Raw genomic sequence first — 18,097 nt, 5'->3', positions numbered from 1 at the left:
GTACCCTTGCTCTTGCCCCCACACCCCGGGCCGGGGTATGAGCGTTTCTTAAACACGAAGCAGGCAAGAGGCACTTCATGCGCAGAGTCGTTGTAACCGGTCTGGGATTGGTCACTCCGTTGGCCAGCGGGGTCGAGGAAACCTGGTCGCGGCTGCTGGATGGAGAATCCGGCGCTGGTCCGATCACTCAGTTTGATGCCGAAGGCAGTGGGGTCACAACGACCTACGCCTGCGAAGTCCCGCGCGGGGACGGCACCAATGGGACGTTTAACCCTGACGATTGGATGCCGCCGAAAGAGCAGCGCAAGATCGAGGATTTCATCCTGTATTCCATCGCAGCGGCCGATATGGCCTGCGAAGATGCGGGTTGGATGCCCGAAGATGAAGAAGCGCGCTTACGCACCGGAGTCCTGATCGGCTCCGGGATTGGCGGTCTTGGGTCCATTGCGGAAACAGCCAATCTGATCCGCGACAAGGGTCCGCGCCGCGTCTCACCATTCTTTATTCCGGGTGCACTGATCAACCTGGCCTCTGGGCAAGTGTCGATCCGACGTGGGTTTAAGGGGCCAAACCATTCGGTTGTAACGGCCTGTTCGACTGGTGCGCATGCCATCGGTGATGCAAGCCGCATCATCCGTGCAGGTGATGCGGATGTCATGGTTGCTGGCGGTGGCGAAGGCTGCATCTGCGAGATCGGCATCGCGGGCTTCAATTCGTGCAAGGCGCTTTCCACTAAATTTGCCGATGACCCCAAGAAAGCCAGCCGTCCGTATGACATTGATCGTGACGGTTTTGTCATGGGTGAAGGCTCTGGGATCGTGGTCCTGGAGGAATACGAGCACGCCAAGGCGCGTGGTGCAAAGATTTATGCCGAGGTTCTGGGCTATGGCATGTCTGGTGACGCCTATCACATCACCGCGCCTAGCGAAGATGGCGATGGGGCTGAACGCTCGATGCAGGCCGCGCTGCGCAGCGCGGGCCTTGAGCCCAAGGATCTGGACTATATCAACGCGCATGGCACATCGACCATGGCGGATACCATCGAATTGGGCGCGGTCGAGCGTTTGCTGGGCGATCATGCGGCGAATGCCACGATGAGCTCGACAAAATCCGCGACGGGCCACTTGTTAGGTGCTGCGGGCGCGATCGAGGCGATCTTCTCGATCCTCGCAATCCGTGACCAGGTTGCGCCTCCGACGATCAACTTGGATAACCCGGCGGTTGAAACTCCGATCGACCTAGCCCCTAACGCCAAGCGCGAACGCAAGATCGATGTGGCGCTTTCAAACTCTTTCGGCTTTGGCGGCACCAATGCCAGCGTGATCTTCGGAAAGGTCAGCTAAATGTGGCGGGCCCTGGCATCTAACATGCTGACCATTCTAGTGGTCGGCTTGTTCTTGATGGGTGGTCTGATCCTGTGGGGGCAGTCGCGGTACAAAAGCGAAGGCCCGTTGGAAACGGCGATCTGTTTGAGGGTCGAACGCGGATCGAATATGGGCGGGGTCAGCCAGGTTTTGCAGGATCAGGGTGCAATCAGTAGTGCCACGGTATTTCGTATGGCGGCGGATTACACTGACCGGTCCCAGCAGTTGAAGGCTGGCAGCTTTCTGGTGCGCGAAGGCGCGTCGATGGAACAGATCATCGACGAAATCACCAGCAGTGGCGCCAGTACCTGCGGGTCTGAGATCGAATATCGCATCGGTGTGACCCGTATCCAGACCCGTGTACGTGAACTGAATCCTGCCACTCTGGCCTTTGACGAAATTGCATCTTTTGACGTCACCGATGAAGACGTGCCCGCCGCGTATACTGAGAAAAGCGAAGATGCGGACACGCGCTATCGCGTTTCAGTTGCCGAGGGCGTGACTTCGTGGCAGGTGGTTGAAGGTTTGAAACAGATTGGCGCCTTGACCGGCGAAGTGGCTGAGATTCCTGCCGAAGGGATGTTGGCGCCTGACAGCTACGACATCGCGCGCGGAACTGATCGGATGGCCGTGCTGAAGGGGATGCAGGACAAGCAGCAACTTCGGATCAACGCGATCTGGGAAAGCCGTCAAGATGATCTACCGATCTCGAACCCCGAAGAAATGCTGATCCTTGCCTCGATCATCGAAAAAGAAACCGGTGTTCCACATGAGCGTGGGCAGGTGGCCAGTGTGTTCGTCAACCGTTTGGAGCGCGGCATGAAGCTGCAAACCGACCCGACGGTGATCTATGGCGTTACCAAGGGACAAGGCACGTTGGGACGCGGATTGCGTAGGAGTGAACTTCGTCGGGCAACCCCTTGGAATACTTATGTGATTGACGGCTTGCCGCCGACACCAATTGCCAATCCGGGGTTGGCCAGTCTTGAGGCGGCCGTGGCACCGGAGGAGACAGACTATGTGTTCTTCGTGGCGGACGGAACAGGGGGGCACGCTTTCGCGGAAACGCTGGACGAGCACAACCGAAACGTCGCCAAGTGGCGCGAGATTGAAGCCCAGAGGAACAGCTCGGGCAACTAAAAAAGAGCCGCGTCCGAAACGCGGCCCTTTTTTATTATGCTGCTGGACGCCTGCGTGGGCGGCGCCTTTTAGAGGCGGCGGGTTTGGGCCCGGACTTGGCCCCTTGTGGCTTACGCGCCCGGAAGCCGCCCTGTTTGCGAGGCTTCTTGGGCTCGGCAAATTCAGGCACAGTTCCGCTGGCGACCGGAATGTCGATTTTCATCAGCTTTTGTATTTGCTTCAGCTGGTCCAACTCATCCGGGGCGCAGAAAGCGATGCCCTCGCCCTCGCGCCCTGCGCGGGCCGTGCGGCCAATGCGGTGGACATAATTGTCAGGCACTTCGGGCAGGTCATAGTTGATCACGTAAGCGACGCCTGGAATGTCGATGCCACGCGCAGCAACGTCGGTTGCGACCAGCACATTGACCTCGCGAGCGCGGAAGGCTTTGATGGCCCGGTCGCGCTGACCTTGGCTTTTGTTGCCGTGGATTGAAGCCGCGTTGAACCCGTCTTTGACGAGGTCTTTCATCAGCCGCTCGGCCCCGTGTTTGGTGCGCGAGAAGACCAACGTCAGAGCGTCCATATCGGCGGAGAGGATTTCACGCAGCTTGCGAGGCTTATCCGCCCGCGACAGGAAGTGAACGGACTGAGTGATCTTGTCCGCTGCTTTACCCGGGGGCGACACCTGAATGCGCTGCGGGTTGGTGAGGTAAGATTGGCTCAGCTCTTCCATCTGTTTCGGCATGGTGGCCGAGAACAGCATCGTCTGGCGCGGCGTGCCCAATGCGGGTGCGATTTTTCGGAGCGCATGGATAAAGCCCATGTCCAGCATCTGGTCGGCCTCGTCCAGCACCAGATGGCGCACTGAACCAAGGTCGACGGCTCCGCGCTCCATCAGGTCTATCAAACGACCGGGGGTGGCGACCAGAATATCGGTGCCGCGCGATAGGAAGGAAATCTGCTTACCGATGGATTGGCCACCGACAACGGTGGCGACGCGTAGTTTTGTCTTTTGCGTGAGGGTACGCAGGCTGTCCGCGATCTGGTTCACCAGTTCGCGCGTCGGAGCAAGGATCAAAGCCTTGACCGTCTTGGGTGCAGGTTTGGACGGTTGCGCAAGCAGGTGATCAATCAGCGGTAGGCCAAAAGCCAGCGTTTTGCCGGTGCCAGTCTGGGCCAGACCAAGAATGTCATGTCCATTCAGCGCCATCGGGATGGCCTGGTTTTGGATCGGCGTGGGTTGGGTAAAGTTCGCCCGTTTCAGGGCGTCGTTCAAAGCCGGAGCCAGGCCCAGCATGTCGAAGTCGAACACGTAATAATCCTTTAATATCCGCAACTTTGAGCGCGGATGCTTATTGCCGCGCAAAAGCGCGACAGGCAGGGTTTAGCGAGACCTCGGGACGCACAGGCGTATCCTGCACCGTCCGGTCGTCGCATCAAGAACCCTGCGTGAAGGGGAACCAGGAGAGATATGGTGCGCCGGTGGGGCTAAGGCCCGAATGCTCACGCGGCGGCGCTGATGGCGTGCACATGAGGGTTGGCGCGGGCATTGTCAAGTATTTGTCTGATGGACTGGCGGTCGGAGTTCTAAATTCTGCTGGCGTTCTCAATCAGTTTGAGCCATCGATTTCCGAGTGGCGGTTTAGCGCTTCGTAACACTACGGGGCGAAGTTTGGGGTAGGGAATGAAAGGAAGTGCACAGCAGGGCGATAGCCTGAAACTCGCCAGCGGTGCCCTGGTTCTGGGCGGTATGATGTGGGGGCTGTACTGGATCCCTGTCCGCTACTTCGTGGATCAGGGGCTGGACGGGGCTTGGCCGGGGATTGTGATGTATTCGGTCGCGCTGCTTGGCCTTTTGCCGCTTTTGTGGCGCGACAGGCACGATCTGGCACGGCGCTGGCAGGATTTGATGTTCAGCGGCATGTTTACCGGTGCGGCCTTTGGTCTGTTCACGATCAGTCTGGTCTACACGGATGTCGTTCGAGCCATCCTGTTGTTCTACCTGACGCCGGTTTGGGGCACGATCTTAGGCCGGGTTTTTCTTGGCGAGCGTCTGACCAGAGCCCGCGTTTTGGGGTTGATATGTGGCCTTGGAGGCATGGCGATCGTCCTTGGCAGCGGCCACGGCATCCCTTGGCCCAGCAATGTCGGAGATTGGGCGGCGCTGGTGTCCGGCATGGCTTGGGCGGTGGGCACGCTGGGTTTGTATCGCTCCTCGGGCATTTCGGTTCCGGGGCAGGTTTTTGCGTTTATTGCCGGGGCTCTGCTGCTGTCGATGATCAGCCTGGTGTTCAGCGCAGGCGGACTGCAACAGCAAAGCGCGATTGTTGTCGGTGTGCTGCCCATTGCGATGCTGTCGGTGCTGTACACTCTGCCGATGATCTTTCTGACGATCTGGCCCGCGACTTTACTGACACCGGCTCGGGTGGGGTTGTTATTGATGAGCGAGGTTGTGGTCGGCCTAATTTCGGCTGCTGTGTTTTCGGGCGAGCCCTTTGGGCTGCGCGAGGCCGCGGGGGCGGTACTGATTGTGAGTGCCGCTGTGCTGGAGATCGCTCGGGGCTGAGCGAGTTATCGGTGGGTAGACAGATCAGACGCCAACAGTCTTAACAGGCAGTGCGGTTCCCGTTGCATGGGTGTTGCGCAACATATTGACTTTGCGCGCTTTATGCCGTAGTTTTGTGTCATGCTAGGAGAAATGGGCGACGGCCCCGGGTTAACCCCGGTGGCCGTTTTTTGTTTCTATCGTGCGGAGAAAACTCACGCATGAGGTCACAGGCACACATGACTTTGATTACCCCGGAAGAGCGGATTTCCCAGACGGCTGACTTGTTGCAGTCGCTCGAGCGATCCATTCGCGATCTGCGCCAAGCAGCGGAAGAACTGCGCAGGCAGATCGACGCCGGGGAGGATGCAGACTTTGCCGGAGCAGGCAAGCAACTGGATCAGTTAGAGGGGCTGATCCGAAGTTGTCAGAAAGTGGAGACAAGCTTTGTCGAACAACATCACAGACAAGCCGGAATTGCCCAAGGGGGATATGCGCTCGACCTTGAGCGCGCTCGATTTGAAATCGGGTGCAGGCTGGCTCGCCTCCGCCGATGCTGCGGTGCGGGACAGGTTTCTGAGTGACATCGGGGAGGGGGGGCTGTGTGCCCTCCCTTTCCTCTTCGAGTTCTGGGCGCTGCCGCACCAGCTGCCGCCCGAGGGCGGCTGGCGGTCCTGGGTGATCATGGGCGGGCGCGGCGCAGGCAAGACGCGCGCAGGGTCCGAATGGGTGCGGTCGATGGTCGAAGGGCCCAAGCCGCTGGATCGCGGTGAGGCTAGCCGGGTGGCGCTGGTGGGTGAGACCTTCGATCAGGTGCGCGACGTGATGATTTTTGGCGACAGCGGCATATTGCAATGCTCGCCCCCGGACCGCCGGCCGGTCTGGAAGGCATCGGAACGCAAGCTGATCTGGCCCAACGGGGCCGAGGCGCAGGCGTTTTCGGCGCATGATCCCGAGGGGCTGCGTGGCCCGCAATTCGATGCGGCCTGGGTGGATGAATTGGGTTGTGCCGCGATAGACAAAGGAACAAACCAGCCGAACAAATTTCTGGACCCAAAGTCGTCGGAGTCGAGCTTGCCCGTGTATTCCAACGGCCAGCGTGACGATTTTATGCAAGTTCAATACCTACGAGCGGTTCTGGGGTATTGGTCCGACCCAAAGATCAACCCGATCTCAGACGTGTATGGCGGCCCGATGGTGGACATGTCCAATGCCTATGTCTGGGCCTGGGACGCGCGCCCATTTCCCGCCTTTCCGAACCAGCGCAGTCAATGGAGCGATGGCGAAAACTATGCCCGCGGCCATTGGCTGAATGGGCGCTCGGGATCGCGAACTTTGGCCTCTGTGGTCGCCGAGATCTGTCATGGCGCGGGCGTCACGGATATCGACACCACGGAGTTGCACGGGATCGTGCGTGGATACGTGATCGAACAGGTTTCGGACGGGCGCGCCGCGTTGCAGCCACTGATGCTTCGGTATGGCTTTGACGCTATCGAACGCGACGGTGTGTTGCGTTTTCAGATGCGTAACGGGCGGGCTCCGGTTCAGCTTGATAGCGACCTGCTTGCAACCAGTTCTGAGATCGATGGCACCATCGAACATCGCCGCGAAGCCGAGGCGGAGATGACCGGTCGTGTCCAACTTCGATTTGTCCAGTCTGATGCGGATCATGATATCGTCTCGGAAGAGGCCGTTTTGCTGGATACCAGTACCCATTCGGTTTCCGTCAATGAGATGCCGTTGTCGATGACACGCGCCGAAGGCCGTCAAACCGCCGAGCGGTGGCTGAGCGAATCCCGCGTGTCGCGAGAGAGCGTCCGGTTTGCATTGCCGCCTTCGATGCTGAATGTCGGTGCGGGTGATATCATCACCCTGTCCGGCGAACAGGGCGCGCGGTATCGTATCGACCGGCTCGAACAGGCCGAAATGCAGATGGCTGACGCTGTTCGCGTTGAACCGGGTGTTTATACGCCTTCCGATTTGCCAGACGACGACGTCTCGGAAAACCCGTTTGTGGCACCAGTCCCCGTATTTCCAGTTTTCTTGGACTTGCCGCTTATCACAGGATCCGAGGTGCCCCACGCACCTTATCTGGCGATCTCGGCTGATCCATGGCCGGGAAGTGCAGCGGTCTACTCCTCTGCGACTGATGAGGACTATGCTTTGCAAGAGGTGGTCAGCGGGCAAGCTGTTGTCGGATTCACGCAGTCGCCGATGCGCCGGGCAGGTGCCGGGCTGTGGGATGAGGGGGCACCCCTGACTGTCGAACTGATTACGGGTGTTCTGGAATCCCGACCGCGCGACGCGTTGCTGAACGGCGCAAACCTTGCGGCAATCGGCGATGGATCACCGGATAACTGGGAACTCTTTCAGTTTGAACGCGCCACTCTGCAAGAACGCGGTGTATACACTCTGTCAGGCCGTCTTCGCGGACAACTGGGGACAGACGCCAAAATCCCGGAGGTATGGCCTGAAGGCTCGACTTTTGTGCTTTTGGACCAACGGGTGTATCAAACCAACCTGCTGAGGTCTGAGCGCCGTGTCGCCAAGCACTACCGGATAGGCCCTGCGGCGCGCAGTTATGACGATCCGTCCTTTGTACATAGGGTCGAGGCATTCAACGGCAATGGTCTACGCCCTTATGCGCCATCCCACCTGCGTGTTGCCAAATCTGCGAGTGACGATCAGCTGTCGTGGATACGTCGCACGCGCATCGACGGTGATGATTGGTCGGGTATCGACGTGCCATTAGGCGAAGAAACGGAATCCTATCTGGTGCAAGTGCGCGCCGAAGGCGAGTTGGTGCGCGAACTGATCTCAGCCAATCCAAGTTGGATATACACGGCCGCAATGAAATCAGCCGACGGTGTAAGCGCAGGATACACCGTGCAGGTTGCGCAGGTCTCGGCCAGTTATGGTCCGGGTCTACCTGTCAGCCTTGACGTAAGCTAAGTCATACGTCCGGCTCTTCACAGAGATGTAAGTGCTGCGGCGCGCATGCTTACCGAGGCCGAGTTGGCAGATCGGTACATGCGTCGAACCGGTCATCTTCATCCGGTATTCAGCAATGGATTGCTGGCAACCGCAGCATGTATCCGTCCCTTGGACGTTGAACCCAGTTTTGACGATCTACAATACTGTCAGTGTTTCGCGATGGTTTTGAACAGTCTGGTACGGCTTCATCTTAGCCAGACGCGCAGCTGACGCATTTTGTGGCCGCCAGATCCAGTTTTAGCCGACCTGCAGGAATCTCTTCTCCGCAATCTTCGCAGAAACCATACTCGCCGTCCCGAATCCGGCTCAGGGCGGCGGTCAGTCTGCGCCGTTCCAGATCGCGACTGGCTTGATGTGCTTTGGCCATAGCCTGGTTTTGCAACGCGTCCATCCGGCTAAGGCGGCCAACAGCCTGCTGATCCAACTCAACCACAGCCTGCGCGCTTTTGCCCGATGCAGTGCTGTCTGCCAACTCGTCCAGACGAGCGAGGATCAAAGCGCTAAAATGTGCCAGTTCCGAGTCATTCATTTTCGTTATCGTGCGGATCACGGGTTTGCGTTTGGCGTTTTTACCACTAAATGGCATCTTAGGCGCAGCAAAGGATGAAAAGCCATGTTGGAAAAGCGCAGTCACGTGACCCCCGTCGATCCCGTTTGGGATCGTATCACGACCGAAGCTCAGGCGGCCGTGGAGAATGAACCGCTGATGGGCGGGCTTGTCCATGCTTGTGTCCTTCATCACAAAAGTCTTGAGCGGGCGTTGTCATATCGTGTTTCCGCCAAGCTGTGCTCGAACGAGATGTCGATGATGGTTCTGCGTGAAATCGTGGACGAGGCTTATGCCGACGACCCATCACTGATCGAAGCCGCGCGCGCAGACCTGATGGCCGTATATGAACGTGATCCGGCCTGCCACCGGTTGCTGCAGCCAATTCTTTATTTCAAGGGTTATCAGGCGATGCAGGCCTATCGTGTGGCGCATTGGCTTTGGCGTAAGGGTCGTTATGACCTGGCTTACTTCTTCCAGATGCGTTCATCTGAGATTTTTGGCATCGACATTCACCCTGCAGCGAAGATTGGCAAGGGGATCATGATCGACCATGCGCATTCCATAGTGATCGGTGAAACTGCCGTGGTGGGCGACAACGTCTCGATGTTGCACTCGGTGACGCTGGGCGGAACCGGCAAAGAAGAGGAACAGCGTCACCCTAAGATCGGGAACGGAGTTCTGATTGGTGCGGGTGCCAAGGTGCTTGGGAATATCGAAGTCGGCCATTGCAGCCGCATAGCGGCCGGTTCGGTTGTTCTGCAGGAGGTCCCCCCCTGCAAAACCGTTGCGGGTATTCCTGCCAAGATCGTGGGCGAGGCCGGGTGCGATCAGCCCTCGATCTCAATGGACCACATGCTGGGTAAAAACCAGTAAACAGTCTTAGTTCGAGCGGTTGTTCTTTTCGTTCAACCGCTTGAGACGACGTTCTTCCCTGCGCTTTTTACGATCCTCAATGCGTTTGGCACGTTCGGCCTCCCATTTGCCAACCGCACTCTTGGAATTGAACTTCGAGTTCTCTCCTGGATAGCTGTTTGGTTTGGCGTAGGCGTCCGCAGGGGCAAGCGCCGCCAGCATCAGAAGAACCAGAAATGTGCGTGTAATTTGAGTGATGGTCATATGGCACCTGTGCGTCCTTGAATGTCGTGCCACCAATCTGGAGCCCCACAGGTCCCCGAGCAATAGTACGCCTGATCACGTCGGCTCACATCCCGTCAGGCCATGAAAAACCGCGCCGGGGTTGCCCGACGCGGCCTCTGCAAGTTTGCGGGAATCAAGCCAGCATAACCATAGGATTTTCAAGGTTTTCCACGATGGCCTGCAACAATTCAGCCCCAAGCGCACCGTCGATAACCCGGTGATCCACTGACATGGTGACGGACATAACGGTTGCTACGGTCAGCTCTCCGTCGTCTCCGACAACCGGTTTTTTGACGCCCGAGCCCACAGCCAGAATTCCGGCGTGAGGCGGGTTCACAATGGCGTCAAAATTGTCGATGCCGAACATACCCAGGTTCGAGATCGCAAAGGTGCCACCTTGATATTCATGAGGCGCCAGCTTGCGTTCGCGCGCGCGACCGGCCAGATCTTTCATCTCGGTCGATAGCGCCGACAGCGATTTGGTGTCGGCGTCCTGCAGAACCGGGGTGAACAGCCCGCCCTCGATCGCGACAGCGACGGCCACGTCCGAGGGTTTCAGTTGCAGCACCCGATCACCGACCCATACCGCGTTACAGGCCGGAACCTGTTGCAGCGCGTTGGCGACGGCTTTGATGATGAAGTCATTGACGCTGAGCTTGACGCCCCGACCTTCCAGCTGTTTGTTCAACTGGCTACGGAATTTGAGAAGCGCGTCCAGTTTGATATCGCGACGCAAATAGAAATGCGGGATCGTCTGCTTGGCCTCGGACAGGCGTGCAGCAATAGTTTTGCGCATGCCGTCGAGCTTGATTTCCTCGTAGTCGCGGCCTTCGTACATCTTGGCTACGGCATCTGCCGACGGGCCAGCCGGAGCTGCCGCCGCCGGAGCCGCTGCTGCAGCTGAGGGCGCTGCCGTTGGGGCCGTCGCCGTTGCGCCTTCCACATCTGCTTTGACGATACGTCCATGCGGACCCGAGCCGGTGATCTGCGCCAGATCAAGACCCTTTTGCGCGGCAATCCGGCGGGCCAGAGGCGAGGCAAAGATACGACCGCCATCGGCCTTGACCGGAGCAGCCGGGGCAGGGGCGGGTGCCTCGGACGCCGCTGGGGCGGCCTCGTTACCCGCGGCGACTGTCGGGGCAGCCGCGGGCGCTGCGGCAGGTGCTGCGCTGATGTCGTCAGCGCTTTCGCCATCTTCCAGCAGAACCGCGATGGCGGTGTTTACTTTGACCCCTTCAGATCCTTCGGGGATCAGGATTTTACCAATGGTGCCTTCGTCAACGGCTTCGAATTCCATCGTAGCCTTGTCGGTTTCAATCTCGGCCAGCAGGTCGCCAGACGACACGGTGTCGCCCTCTTTGACCAGCCATTTGGCAAGTGTGCCTTCTTCCATGGTCGGCGACAGGGCGGGCATCAGAATTTCTGTGGGCATCTGTGTCGCTCCTTACCGGTAGGTCACTTGTTTGACGGCCGCGATCACCTCATCCGTGGTGATCAGCGCCAGCTTTTCGAGGTTCGCAGCATAGGGCATCGGAACGTCCTTACCGGTGCAGTTGATGACCGGAGCGTCGAGATAGTCGAACGCTTCCTGCATCACGACCGAGCTGATGTAACTACCGACCGAGCCTTGCGGCCAGCCTTCCTCGACCGTCACCAGACGGTTGGTTTTCATCACCGAGTTGATGATCGCGCCTGTGTCCATCGGGCGGATGGTGCGCAGATCTATGACCTCGGCGCTGATACCTTCTTCGGCCAGCTTGTCGGCGGCTTCCAGCGCGTATTGCATGCCGATGCCAAAGCTGACGATGGTCACGTCCGAGCCTTCACGCCAGATGCGTGCTTTGCCCAGTGGGATGGTCAGATCATCCACTTGAGGCACGTCGAAGGAGCGACCGTAGAGGATTTCGTTTTCCAGGAAAATCACAGGGTTGGGGTCGCGGATGGCCGATTTCAGAAGACCTTTGGCATCAGCAGCCGAATAGGGCATGACGACTTTCAGGCCGGGGATTTGCATATACCATGCGGCGTAGTCTTGGCTGTGCTGCGCGGCCACGCGGGCAGCGGCACCGTTGGGGCCGCGGAATACGATGGGGCAGCCCATCTGGCCGCCGGACATATAGAGCGTCTTGGCGGCGGAGTTGATGATCTGGTCAATCGCCTGCATGGCGAAGTTGAAGGTCATGAACTCGACAATTGGTTTCAAGCCGCCAAAGGCAGACCCCACGGCGATACCGGCAAAACCATGTTCGGTGATGGGGGTGTCAATGACGCGCTTGCTGCCGAATTCGTCCAGCAGACCTTGGGAGATTTTGTAGGCACCCTGATATTCGGCGACTTCTTCGCCCATCAGATAGACGTCTTCGTCGCCGCGCATTTCTTCTGCCATCGCATCGCGAAGTGCTTCGCGGACGGTTTCGGACTTCATCTCGGCATCGGCTGGCCAATCGGGCGACAGGTCAACGACCGGTGCCGCTGGTGCGGCGGCGGGAGCGGGGGCCGGGGCCGCCGCAGGGGCGGCCTCGGTCACCGCTGCTGCTGCGGGCGCAGCCGCGGGCAGGGCGGAAGCGTCTTCGCCTTCTTCCACAAGGACCGCGATAGGCGTGTTGACCTTTACGCCTTCGGTGCCTTCAGCGATCAGGATCTTGCCGACGATGCCTTCGTCGACGGCCTCAAACTCCATCGTCGCCTTGTCGGTTTCGATCTCGGCCATGATATCGCCGGATGATACGGTGTCGCCTTCTTTGACCAGCCATTTGGCCAGCGTACCCTCTTCCATTGTGGGCGAAAGGGCGGGCATGAGAATTTCGGTTGCCATGTCTTAGTCGTCCTCTCAGGCGTAAATGTCGGTCCAGAGCTCTTCGACGGAAGGCTCGGGGCTTTCTTTCGAGAATTCGGCGGCCTGGTTGACGATCTCTTTGATCTCTTTGTCGATCGCCTTCAGGTCATCCTCGGTCGCGTGTTTGCCGGTCAGCAGCAGTTCGCGCACATGCTCAATGGGGTCGCTTTGTTCGCGGACCTTCTGAACCTCTTCACGGGTGCGGTATTTTGCCGGGTCGGACATCGAGTGGCCACGATAGCGGTAGGTCTTGACCTCAAGGATATAAGGGCCTTTTCCGGAGCGGCAGTGTGCGACGGCTTTCTCACCAGCGGCTTTGACCGCAAGCACGTCCATACCGTTGACCATTTCGCCCGGGATTCCGAATGCTTGTCCGCGGTGATAGATATCCGCTGAAGAGGTGGAGCGCGCTTGCGCTGTACCCATGGCGTATTGGTTGTTCTCAATCACGAAAACCACCGGAAGGTCCCACAGGGCAGCCATGTTGAACGTCTCGTAAACTTGACCTTGGTTAGCCGCGCCGTCGCCAAAATAGGTGAAGGTGACGCCGCCGTTTTCCTTGTACTTGTCGGCAAAAGCCAGACCTGCCCCCAAGGGAACCTGCGCGCCAACGATGCCGTGGCCGCCATAGAAATGCTTCTCTTTCGAGAACATGTGCATCGAACCACCTTTGCCCTTGGACAGGCCGCCAATACGTCCGGTGAGTTCCGCCATCACGCCGCCCGGATCCATGCCGCAGGCTAGCATGTGGCCGTGGTCGCGATAGGAAGTAATCCGCTTGTCGCCTTCTTCGGCTGCCGCCTCAAGTCCGACGACAACAGCCTCTTGCCCGATATACAGGTGGCAGAACCCACCGATCAGGCCCATGCCATATAGCTGACCAGCCTTCTCCTCGAATCGGCGGATCAGCAGCATTTCCCGGTAATATGTGGTGAGCTCTTCCGCAGAAACATTTGGTTTCTTTGTGGTTTTTCGCGCAGCCATATCGGCGATCTCCCCCTCTCGGCAAGATAGTTTAGCGTTAAACTATTCAATAAAGCATTTGTCGCTTTGTGGCGAGGAGAAATGTGACGCAGCGTCGAAACCTGCGGAAATCGTCGCGAAGGTATTTTGGGTTTACTCAGTAGAAAGGGTCACTGAATAACGATCTCATCCGAACGGATCATGCCCAATACTGAACGCGCCTGCTGATCCAAAAGGTCCAGATCCAGATATGTATCTGACAGACGGCGTGTGAGGTTTTCCATCTGAGCAATCTCGGCTTCTAGCTTCCCAAGATCGCGCGACAGGGCGTCCCGTTCCGCTGCAATCTCGACCCGTCGGAACAGGCCATAGTCACCCTGAACGGCAGCAAAGGTGAAATACACACCCAGCATAAAAGCTACCATAAAGAATGCGACTGCGCCCAAACCGGGCCGATGGGAACGGGACACTCTGTTTACCGCCGTATGAAACGCCTCAATAACGGGCCCTTTTGGACCTCTGAAAGTACTATGTCACAGGCGATTCGGGTTGTGAATCCCCTGATTCGCAAAAATGCGTCAGAGGTCGAGTTTTTATTGATCCAGCGCGGCGACGCCCGGCAGGGTTTTGCCTTCCATCCACTCCAAAAACGCGCCGCCTGCGGTCGAGATATACGAGAAGTCCTTGGCGGCACCCGAAGCGTTCAGCGCCGCGACCGTGTCGCCTCCGCCAGCGACTGATACCAAGTTACCCGAGCGGGTCAGGGCGGCGGCTTTCAGGGCGGATGCATTGGTGGCGGCGTCAAAGGGCTCGATCTCGAATGCGCCCAGCGGGCCGTTCCATATCAGCGTCTGGCTTTGGTCGAAGATATCCGAGATCGCTGCGACACTGTCGGGGCCTGCGTCTAGGATCATGCCCTCGTCAGTACACTGGTCCGCAGGCAGGATCTGGTGCGGCGCACCGGCCTCAAACTTTTCGGCGACAACGATGTCAGTGGGCAGAACGATGGTGCAGCCCGCGCCGTCGGCCTTGGCCATGATTTCGGCCGCGGTGCCCTTCATCGCGGTTTCGGCGAGGGACTTGCCGACATTCACGCCTTTGGCCACGAGGAAGGTGTTGGCCATGCCGCCGCCGATCACAAGATAATCCACCTTGGTGATCAGATTGCCCAGCAGCTCCAGCTTGGTCGAGACCTTGGCCCCGCCCACCACGGCCGTCACCGGGCGTTTCGGTGCGCCCAATGCGCCCTCGAGCGCCTCAAGCTCGGCCTGCATCAGGCGACCTGCACAGGCGGGCAGCAGCCGGGCAATGGCCTCGGTCGAGCTGTGGGCGCGGTGCGCGGCGGAAAACGCGTCGTTGCAATAGACATCGCCCAGACGCGCCATACCTGCGGCCAGATCGGCGTCATTCTTGGTTTCAGCCGCATGGAAGCGAGTGTTTTCCAACAGCAGCACCTGGCCGGGCTGCAGTTGTTCAGCGGCCAGTTCGGCCTCGGTCCCGACGCAATCGGCCGCGAACAGAACATCTGCGTCAAAAGCGGTGGTCAGGGTGGGGATCAGCTGTTTCAGCGACAGGTTCTCGCGGCGCTCGCCACCCGGACGGCCGAAATGCGCCAGCAGGATCGGCTTTCCGCCCGCCGCAAGGATATCGCGCACGGTGGGTACGATGCGCTGAATACGGGTGGCGTCGGTCACAACGCCGTCAACGACCGGCACGTTGATATCCACGCGCACCAGCACGCGCTTGCCGTTCAGGTCCATATCGTCCAGCGTTTTCCAGCCCATCGTTCCATCCTTGCCGTTAAATACGATTTAGGCGGTTCTTTTCCTGCATTTTGCCCTCAGGTCAATGCGTCACTTGGCATTCACGCCCATGCCGCATAGGTATTTGCGCAAGACAAACGACAGGAGGGCCTCATGGCCGAGATCAAGGATCCCGAAAACACCATCATCATCGAACTCAAAGGCGGCAATGTCGTCATCGAGCTGCTGCCCGACGTGGCCCCTCAGCACTCGGCCCGGATGAAGGAACTGGCCCGTGGCGGTGAGTATGACAACGTGGCCTTCCACCGTGTGATCGACGGTTTCATGGCGCAAACCGGCGACGTTCAGCACGGCGACATGGAAGACGGGTTCAACATCCGTATGGCAGGCACAGGTGGGTCGTCGCTGCCCAACGTTCCGGCTGAGTTTTCGAAACTGCCGCATGACCGGGGCACGCTGGGTGCCGCGCGGTCGCAGAACCCGGATTCAGCCAACTCTCAGTTCTTTATCAACTTCAAGGACAATCACTTCCTGAATGGCCAATACACCGTGTACGGGCGCGTCATCGACGGGATGGAGCATGTAGACGCGATTGTTCGCGGCGAGCCGCCGATGAACCCCGACCGGATGATCAGCGTCAAGGTGGCGGCCGATGTATAAGCTAGCCGCCGCCTTTGCCGTTTTGGCCAGCCCCGCGCTGGCCACTGGCCTTGAGATCGAGATTGAAGGTGAGGGCGCCAATGGCACCGTGACTGTCGATCTGTTTGATGACCTTGCCCCGAAACATGTCGAGCAGATCAGCGCTCTGGCGGCTGAAGGCAAATATGACGGGGTGGTCTTCCACCGCGTGATCGAGGGGTTCATGGCGCAAACCGGCGATGTTGAACATGGCCGTCTGGGCAGTGACCTGCGCCGCGCCGGGACAGGCGGGTCGGATCGTCCCGATCTGGCAGCCGAGTTTTCGGACTACAATTATGATCGTGGCGTGATCGGTATGGCGCGAGCCCAGGACCCTAACAGTGCAAATTCGCAATTCTTCATCATGTTTGCGCCGGGGCCGTTCCTGAACGGCCAATACACGGTTGTAGGTCAGGTAACCGGCGGGATGGACGTCGTCGATGCGATCAAGCGTGGTGACGGACCTAACGGCGCAGTGATCGGACAGCCTGATGTAATGAAAAAGGTCACAGTGACCGATTAACAGAAAAGGCCCCGTGGCAATGCGCTTCGGGGCTTTTCTTTGAATGGCTCAATCGTCGCCGATCACATTCCAGATGATTGCGCCAATGATGCCCCCCGCCAATGGGGCCGCCCAGAACAGCCATAACTGCTCCATCGCGGGGCCTTCGGCAAACAGGGCAACTCCGGTTGATCGGGCCGGATTGACCGAAGTGTTTGTCACCGGGATCGAGATCAGGTGAATCAGTGTCAGGCCAAGCCCGATGGCAATCGGCGCAAACCCGGCAGGCGCAAATTTCGACGTCGAACCCAGAATGATCAACAGGAAGAAAGCGGTCAGCGTGATTTCGATCACCAGCGCCGATGCCATCGAATATCCCTGTGGCGAGGCCTCATCGAAACCGTTGGTGGCAAAACTGCCGACCCCTTCGAAACCCGGCGCGCCGCTGACGATCACGTATAGGACGGCAGCGGCAGCGACAGAGCCCGCAACCTGAGCGATCCAATACGGGATGAGAAGCTTTGGTGAAAACCGGCCACCAACCGCAAGGCCGAGACTGACTGCCGGGTTGAAGTGCCCGCCCGAGATTTGACCGACCGCATAGGCCATGGTCAGAACCGTCAGGCCAAAGGCAAAGGATACACCCAGCCAGCCGATGCCCACATCGGCCACACCAGCTGCCAGAACGGCGCTGCCGCAGCCGCCCAGAACCAGCCAGAACGTGCCGAAGAATTCGGCCATGAGTTTTGATGACATGAAAAGCCCTCCCAAAAACAATGGGTTCACTATAATTCAAAAATGAATTTTTGTGAAACTGTACTGTCAGGCCCAGCTTGCAGGGTCCAGTTGGAATAATTTGGCCAGTTGTTCGTAGACCTCGGGCGCCTCGGACTTGAGCGTGACGGGCCGCTCGAAGAAAACTTCGACCGAGACTGCAAAGAACTCTTCATGCCCGGTAGCGCCATAGGGGTCGATAACGGTGTGTCGACCATGTTCGACGGCGCTGACATGCGCGTCGTAGGCGCTCAGGAACACCCGTTCCCATTCTGCAAAGCTCTGACCGTTGCTGAGGATTGGCACTCCGTTTGTGCCCCCCGAGAGGTCGTCGACTTGATGCGCGAACTCGTGCAACACGACATTCTGCCCGTCGCGATCATTCAGCGCGCCTTGCTGACTGTGCGTCCAAGACAGGATCACCGGGCCGCGATCCCAACTTTCGCCCGTGCGCACGATCTCTTTCTCGCTGATAACGTAGCCATCCTGCCTGCGCTGACGCGACTTAAATGCAGTGGGGTAGATCAGAATGGTGGTCAGGTTGTCGTACCAGATATCCCGATTGACCAGTAACAGACTGGCCTGTGCGGCGATGGCCAATTCCATATCTTCGGTGACGTCCAGCCCGTCACAACCAAAAAAGCGGACCTGGTCTAGGAACAGATTGACCTTGCCGTCCAGCTTGGCCCTCAGATCTTTCGGTAGGCGGCGTATCAGAGGCACCTGAGCGTCGATCACACGACGCTGATGATCGGACAGCGGGGCGGCCAGCAGCGCATTGCGCGCCTGAGTCTTGGACCAATGACGATAGGCAAAAAAGCCGATGACCAACAGCAGAACCGAGAAAAAAATCAGCATTCGCAAAGACTACT

General features: G+C 58.6%; 18 protein-coding genes. 8 read left to right on the top strand and 10 right to left on the bottom strand.

From position 1 onward, the window contains the following. Positions 1 to 77: 77 nt before the first annotated feature. Both fabF and mltG read left to right on the top strand, forming a co-directional pair. Entirely contained in the window at positions 78 to 1,343 is a 1,266-nt protein-coding gene (gene fabF / locus AC2TAD_RS02665) for a beta-ketoacyl-ACP synthase II (RefSeq protein ID WP_209194334.1), read from the top strand. Beyond that, complete coding sequence (gene mltG, locus AC2TAD_RS02660) at positions 1,344 to 2,504, top strand: endolytic transglycosylase MltG (RefSeq protein WP_480865791.1); 1,161 nt, start codon at positions 1,344 to 1,346, stop codon at positions 2,502 to 2,504. Positions 2,505 to 2,538: 34 nt separating this feature from the next. Here mltG and AC2TAD_RS02655 read toward each other — a convergent pair whose 3' ends face one another. After that, positions 2,539 to 3,795, bottom strand: coding sequence for a DEAD/DEAH box helicase (locus AC2TAD_RS02655; protein WP_480865789.1), 1,257 nt, complete (start codon positions 3,793 to 3,795; stop codon positions 2,539 to 2,541). Positions 3,796 to 4,167: 372 nt separating this feature from the next. On the opposite strand from AC2TAD_RS02655, the gene AC2TAD_RS02650 reads away from it, so the two are divergent. The 3 genes from AC2TAD_RS02650 (at position 4,168) to AC2TAD_RS02640 (ending at position 8,232) form a co-directional block, all read left to right on the top strand. Next, the gene (locus AC2TAD_RS02650; RefSeq protein WP_480865787.1) at positions 4,168 to 5,049 is read left to right on the top strand and encodes a DMT family transporter; all 882 of its coding nucleotides are present in this window, start codon (positions 4,168 to 4,170) and stop codon (positions 5,047 to 5,049) included. Positions 5,050 to 5,520: 471 nt separating this feature from the next. Further along, positions 5,521 to 7,980 (top strand): phage tail protein, encoded by a 2,460-nt coding sequence (locus AC2TAD_RS02645; protein ID WP_480866642.1) that lies wholly within the window; start codon positions 5,521 to 5,523, stop codon positions 7,978 to 7,980. Positions 7,981 to 7,983: 3 nt separating this feature from the next. After that, complete coding sequence (locus AC2TAD_RS02640; protein WP_462362596.1) at positions 7,984 to 8,232, top strand: DUF7742 family protein; 249 nt, start codon at positions 7,984 to 7,986, stop codon at positions 8,230 to 8,232. Here AC2TAD_RS02640 and AC2TAD_RS02635 read toward each other — a convergent pair. Next, complete coding sequence (locus AC2TAD_RS02635; protein ID WP_480865785.1) at positions 8,213 to 8,551, bottom strand: TraR/DksA family transcriptional regulator; 339 nt, start codon at positions 8,549 to 8,551, stop codon at positions 8,213 to 8,215. The two genes, AC2TAD_RS02640 and AC2TAD_RS02635, sit on opposite strands and share 20 nt — an antisense overlap. Before the next feature lie 84 nt (positions 8,552 to 8,635). Between AC2TAD_RS02635 and cysE the strand changes: the two genes are divergently transcribed. Then, positions 8,636 to 9,445 (top strand): serine O-acetyltransferase, encoded by an 810-nt coding sequence (gene cysE, locus AC2TAD_RS02630; protein ID WP_170354513.1) that lies wholly within the window; start codon positions 8,636 to 8,638, stop codon positions 9,443 to 9,445. Between the two features lie 6 nt (positions 9,446 to 9,451). On the opposite strand, the gene AC2TAD_RS02625 is transcribed toward cysE, so the two are convergent. From AC2TAD_RS02625 to AC2TAD_RS02600, 6 genes are all read right to left on the bottom strand, one after another. Continuing rightward, positions 9,452 to 9,688, bottom strand: coding sequence for a hypothetical protein (locus AC2TAD_RS02625; protein WP_480865783.1), 237 nt, complete (start codon positions 9,686 to 9,688; stop codon positions 9,452 to 9,454). Between the two features lie 154 nt (positions 9,689 to 9,842). Continuing rightward, entirely contained in the window at positions 9,843 to 11,141 is a 1,299-nt protein-coding gene (locus AC2TAD_RS02620; RefSeq protein WP_480865781.1) for a pyruvate dehydrogenase complex dihydrolipoamide acetyltransferase, read from the bottom strand. 12 nt (positions 11,142 to 11,153) lie between these two features. After that, positions 11,154 to 12,524, bottom strand: coding sequence for a pyruvate dehydrogenase complex E1 component subunit beta (locus AC2TAD_RS02615; RefSeq protein ID WP_170752604.1), 1,371 nt, complete (start codon positions 12,522 to 12,524; stop codon positions 11,154 to 11,156). A 15-nt stretch (positions 12,525 to 12,539) separates the two neighbouring features. Beyond that, complete coding sequence (gene pdhA / locus AC2TAD_RS02610; RefSeq protein ID WP_170752606.1) at positions 12,540 to 13,529, bottom strand: pyruvate dehydrogenase (acetyl-transferring) E1 component subunit alpha; 990 nt, start codon at positions 13,527 to 13,529, stop codon at positions 12,540 to 12,542. 149 nt (positions 13,530 to 13,678) lie between these two features. Continuing rightward, complete coding sequence (locus AC2TAD_RS02605) at positions 13,679 to 13,978, bottom strand: FtsB family cell division protein (RefSeq protein WP_170354508.1); 300 nt, start codon at positions 13,976 to 13,978, stop codon at positions 13,679 to 13,681. 123 nt (positions 13,979 to 14,101) lie between these two features. Continuing rightward, positions 14,102 to 15,292 carry a phosphoglycerate kinase gene (locus tag AC2TAD_RS02600; RefSeq protein WP_480865779.1) on the bottom strand — a complete coding sequence of 397 codons (1,191 nt, stop codon included), beginning with the start codon at positions 15,290 to 15,292 and terminating at the stop codon, positions 14,102 to 14,104. A 132-nt stretch (positions 15,293 to 15,424) separates the two neighbouring features. On the opposite strand from AC2TAD_RS02600, the gene AC2TAD_RS02595 reads away from it, so the two are divergent. Continuing rightward, on the top strand, positions 15,425 to 15,931 hold the full coding sequence (locus tag AC2TAD_RS02595) for a peptidylprolyl isomerase (RefSeq protein ID WP_170354506.1): 507 nt from the start codon (positions 15,425 to 15,427) through the stop codon (positions 15,929 to 15,931). Next, complete coding sequence (locus AC2TAD_RS02590) at positions 15,924 to 16,472, top strand: peptidylprolyl isomerase (protein ID WP_480865776.1); 549 nt, start codon at positions 15,924 to 15,926, stop codon at positions 16,470 to 16,472. Before AC2TAD_RS02595 ends, AC2TAD_RS02590 begins: the two co-directional genes overlap by 8 nt. 48 nt (positions 16,473 to 16,520) lie before the next feature. Here the strand turns inward: AC2TAD_RS02590 and aqpZ are convergent, their stop codons facing one another. Continuing rightward, positions 16,521 to 17,207, bottom strand: a complete 687-nt coding sequence (gene aqpZ, locus AC2TAD_RS02585; protein WP_170354504.1) for an aquaporin Z — start codon at positions 17,205 to 17,207, stop codon at positions 16,521 to 16,523. Positions 17,208 to 17,273: 66 nt separating this feature from the next. Further along, positions 17,274 to 18,083 carry a M90 family metallopeptidase gene (locus tag AC2TAD_RS02580; RefSeq protein WP_480865774.1) on the bottom strand — a complete coding sequence of 270 codons (810 nt, stop codon included), beginning with the start codon at positions 18,081 to 18,083 and terminating at the stop codon, positions 17,274 to 17,276. Positions 18,084 to 18,097 lie beyond the last annotated feature (14 nt).

It is taken from the genome of Ruegeria sp. HKCCD7628, from assembly GCF_057221005.1.
This window is presented reverse-complemented; position numbering and strand designations above follow the sequence as displayed.

What these genes read in the sequence shown, in the direction of transcription:
- AC2TAD_RS02615 (WP_170752604.1), bottom strand. Translation starts at nt 12,524, where the DNA reads ATGGCAACCGAAATTCTCATGCCCGCCCTTTCGCCCACAATGGAAGAG.
- mltG (WP_480865791.1), top strand. Translation starts at nt 1,344, where the DNA reads ATGTGGCGGGCCCTGGCATCTAACATGCTGACCATTCTAGTGGTCGGC.
- AC2TAD_RS02645 (WP_480866642.1), top strand. Translation starts at nt 5,521, where the DNA reads ATGCGCTCGACCTTGAGCGCGCTCGATTTGAAATCGGGTGCAGGCTGG.
- fabF (WP_209194334.1), top strand. Translation starts at nt 78, where the DNA reads ATGCGCAGAGTCGTTGTAACCGGTCTGGGATTGGTCACTCCGTTGGCC.
- AC2TAD_RS02625 (WP_480865783.1), bottom strand. Translation starts at nt 9,688, where the DNA reads ATGACCATCACTCAAATTACACGCACATTTCTGGTTCTTCTGATGCTG.
- aqpZ (WP_170354504.1), bottom strand. Translation starts at nt 17,207, where the DNA reads ATGTCATCAAAACTCATGGCCGAATTCTTCGGCACGTTCTGGCTGGTT.
- AC2TAD_RS02650 (WP_480865787.1), top strand. Translation starts at nt 4,168, where the DNA reads ATGAAAGGAAGTGCACAGCAGGGCGATAGCCTGAAACTCGCCAGCGGT.
- cysE (WP_170354513.1), top strand. Translation starts at nt 8,636, where the DNA reads ATGTTGGAAAAGCGCAGTCACGTGACCCCCGTCGATCCCGTTTGGGAT.
- AC2TAD_RS02590 (WP_480865776.1), top strand. Translation starts at nt 15,924, where the DNA reads ATGTATAAGCTAGCCGCCGCCTTTGCCGTTTTGGCCAGCCCCGCGCTG.
- AC2TAD_RS02580 (WP_480865774.1), bottom strand. Translation starts at nt 18,083, where the DNA reads ATGCTGATTTTTTTCTCGGTTCTGCTGTTGGTCATCGGCTTTTTTGCC.
- AC2TAD_RS02600 (WP_480865779.1), bottom strand. Translation starts at nt 15,292, where the DNA reads ATGGGCTGGAAAACGCTGGACGATATGGACCTGAACGGCAAGCGCGTG.
- AC2TAD_RS02620 (WP_480865781.1), bottom strand. Translation starts at nt 11,141, where the DNA reads ATGCCCACAGAAATTCTGATGCCCGCCCTGTCGCCGACCATGGAAGAA.
- pdhA (WP_170752606.1), bottom strand. Translation starts at nt 13,529, where the DNA reads ATGGCTGCGCGAAAAACCACAAAGAAACCAAATGTTTCTGCGGAAGAG.
- AC2TAD_RS02595 (WP_170354506.1), top strand. Translation starts at nt 15,425, where the DNA reads ATGGCCGAGATCAAGGATCCCGAAAACACCATCATCATCGAACTCAAA.
- AC2TAD_RS02635 (WP_480865785.1), bottom strand. Translation starts at nt 8,551, where the DNA reads ATGAATGACTCGGAACTGGCACATTTTAGCGCTTTGATCCTCGCTCGT.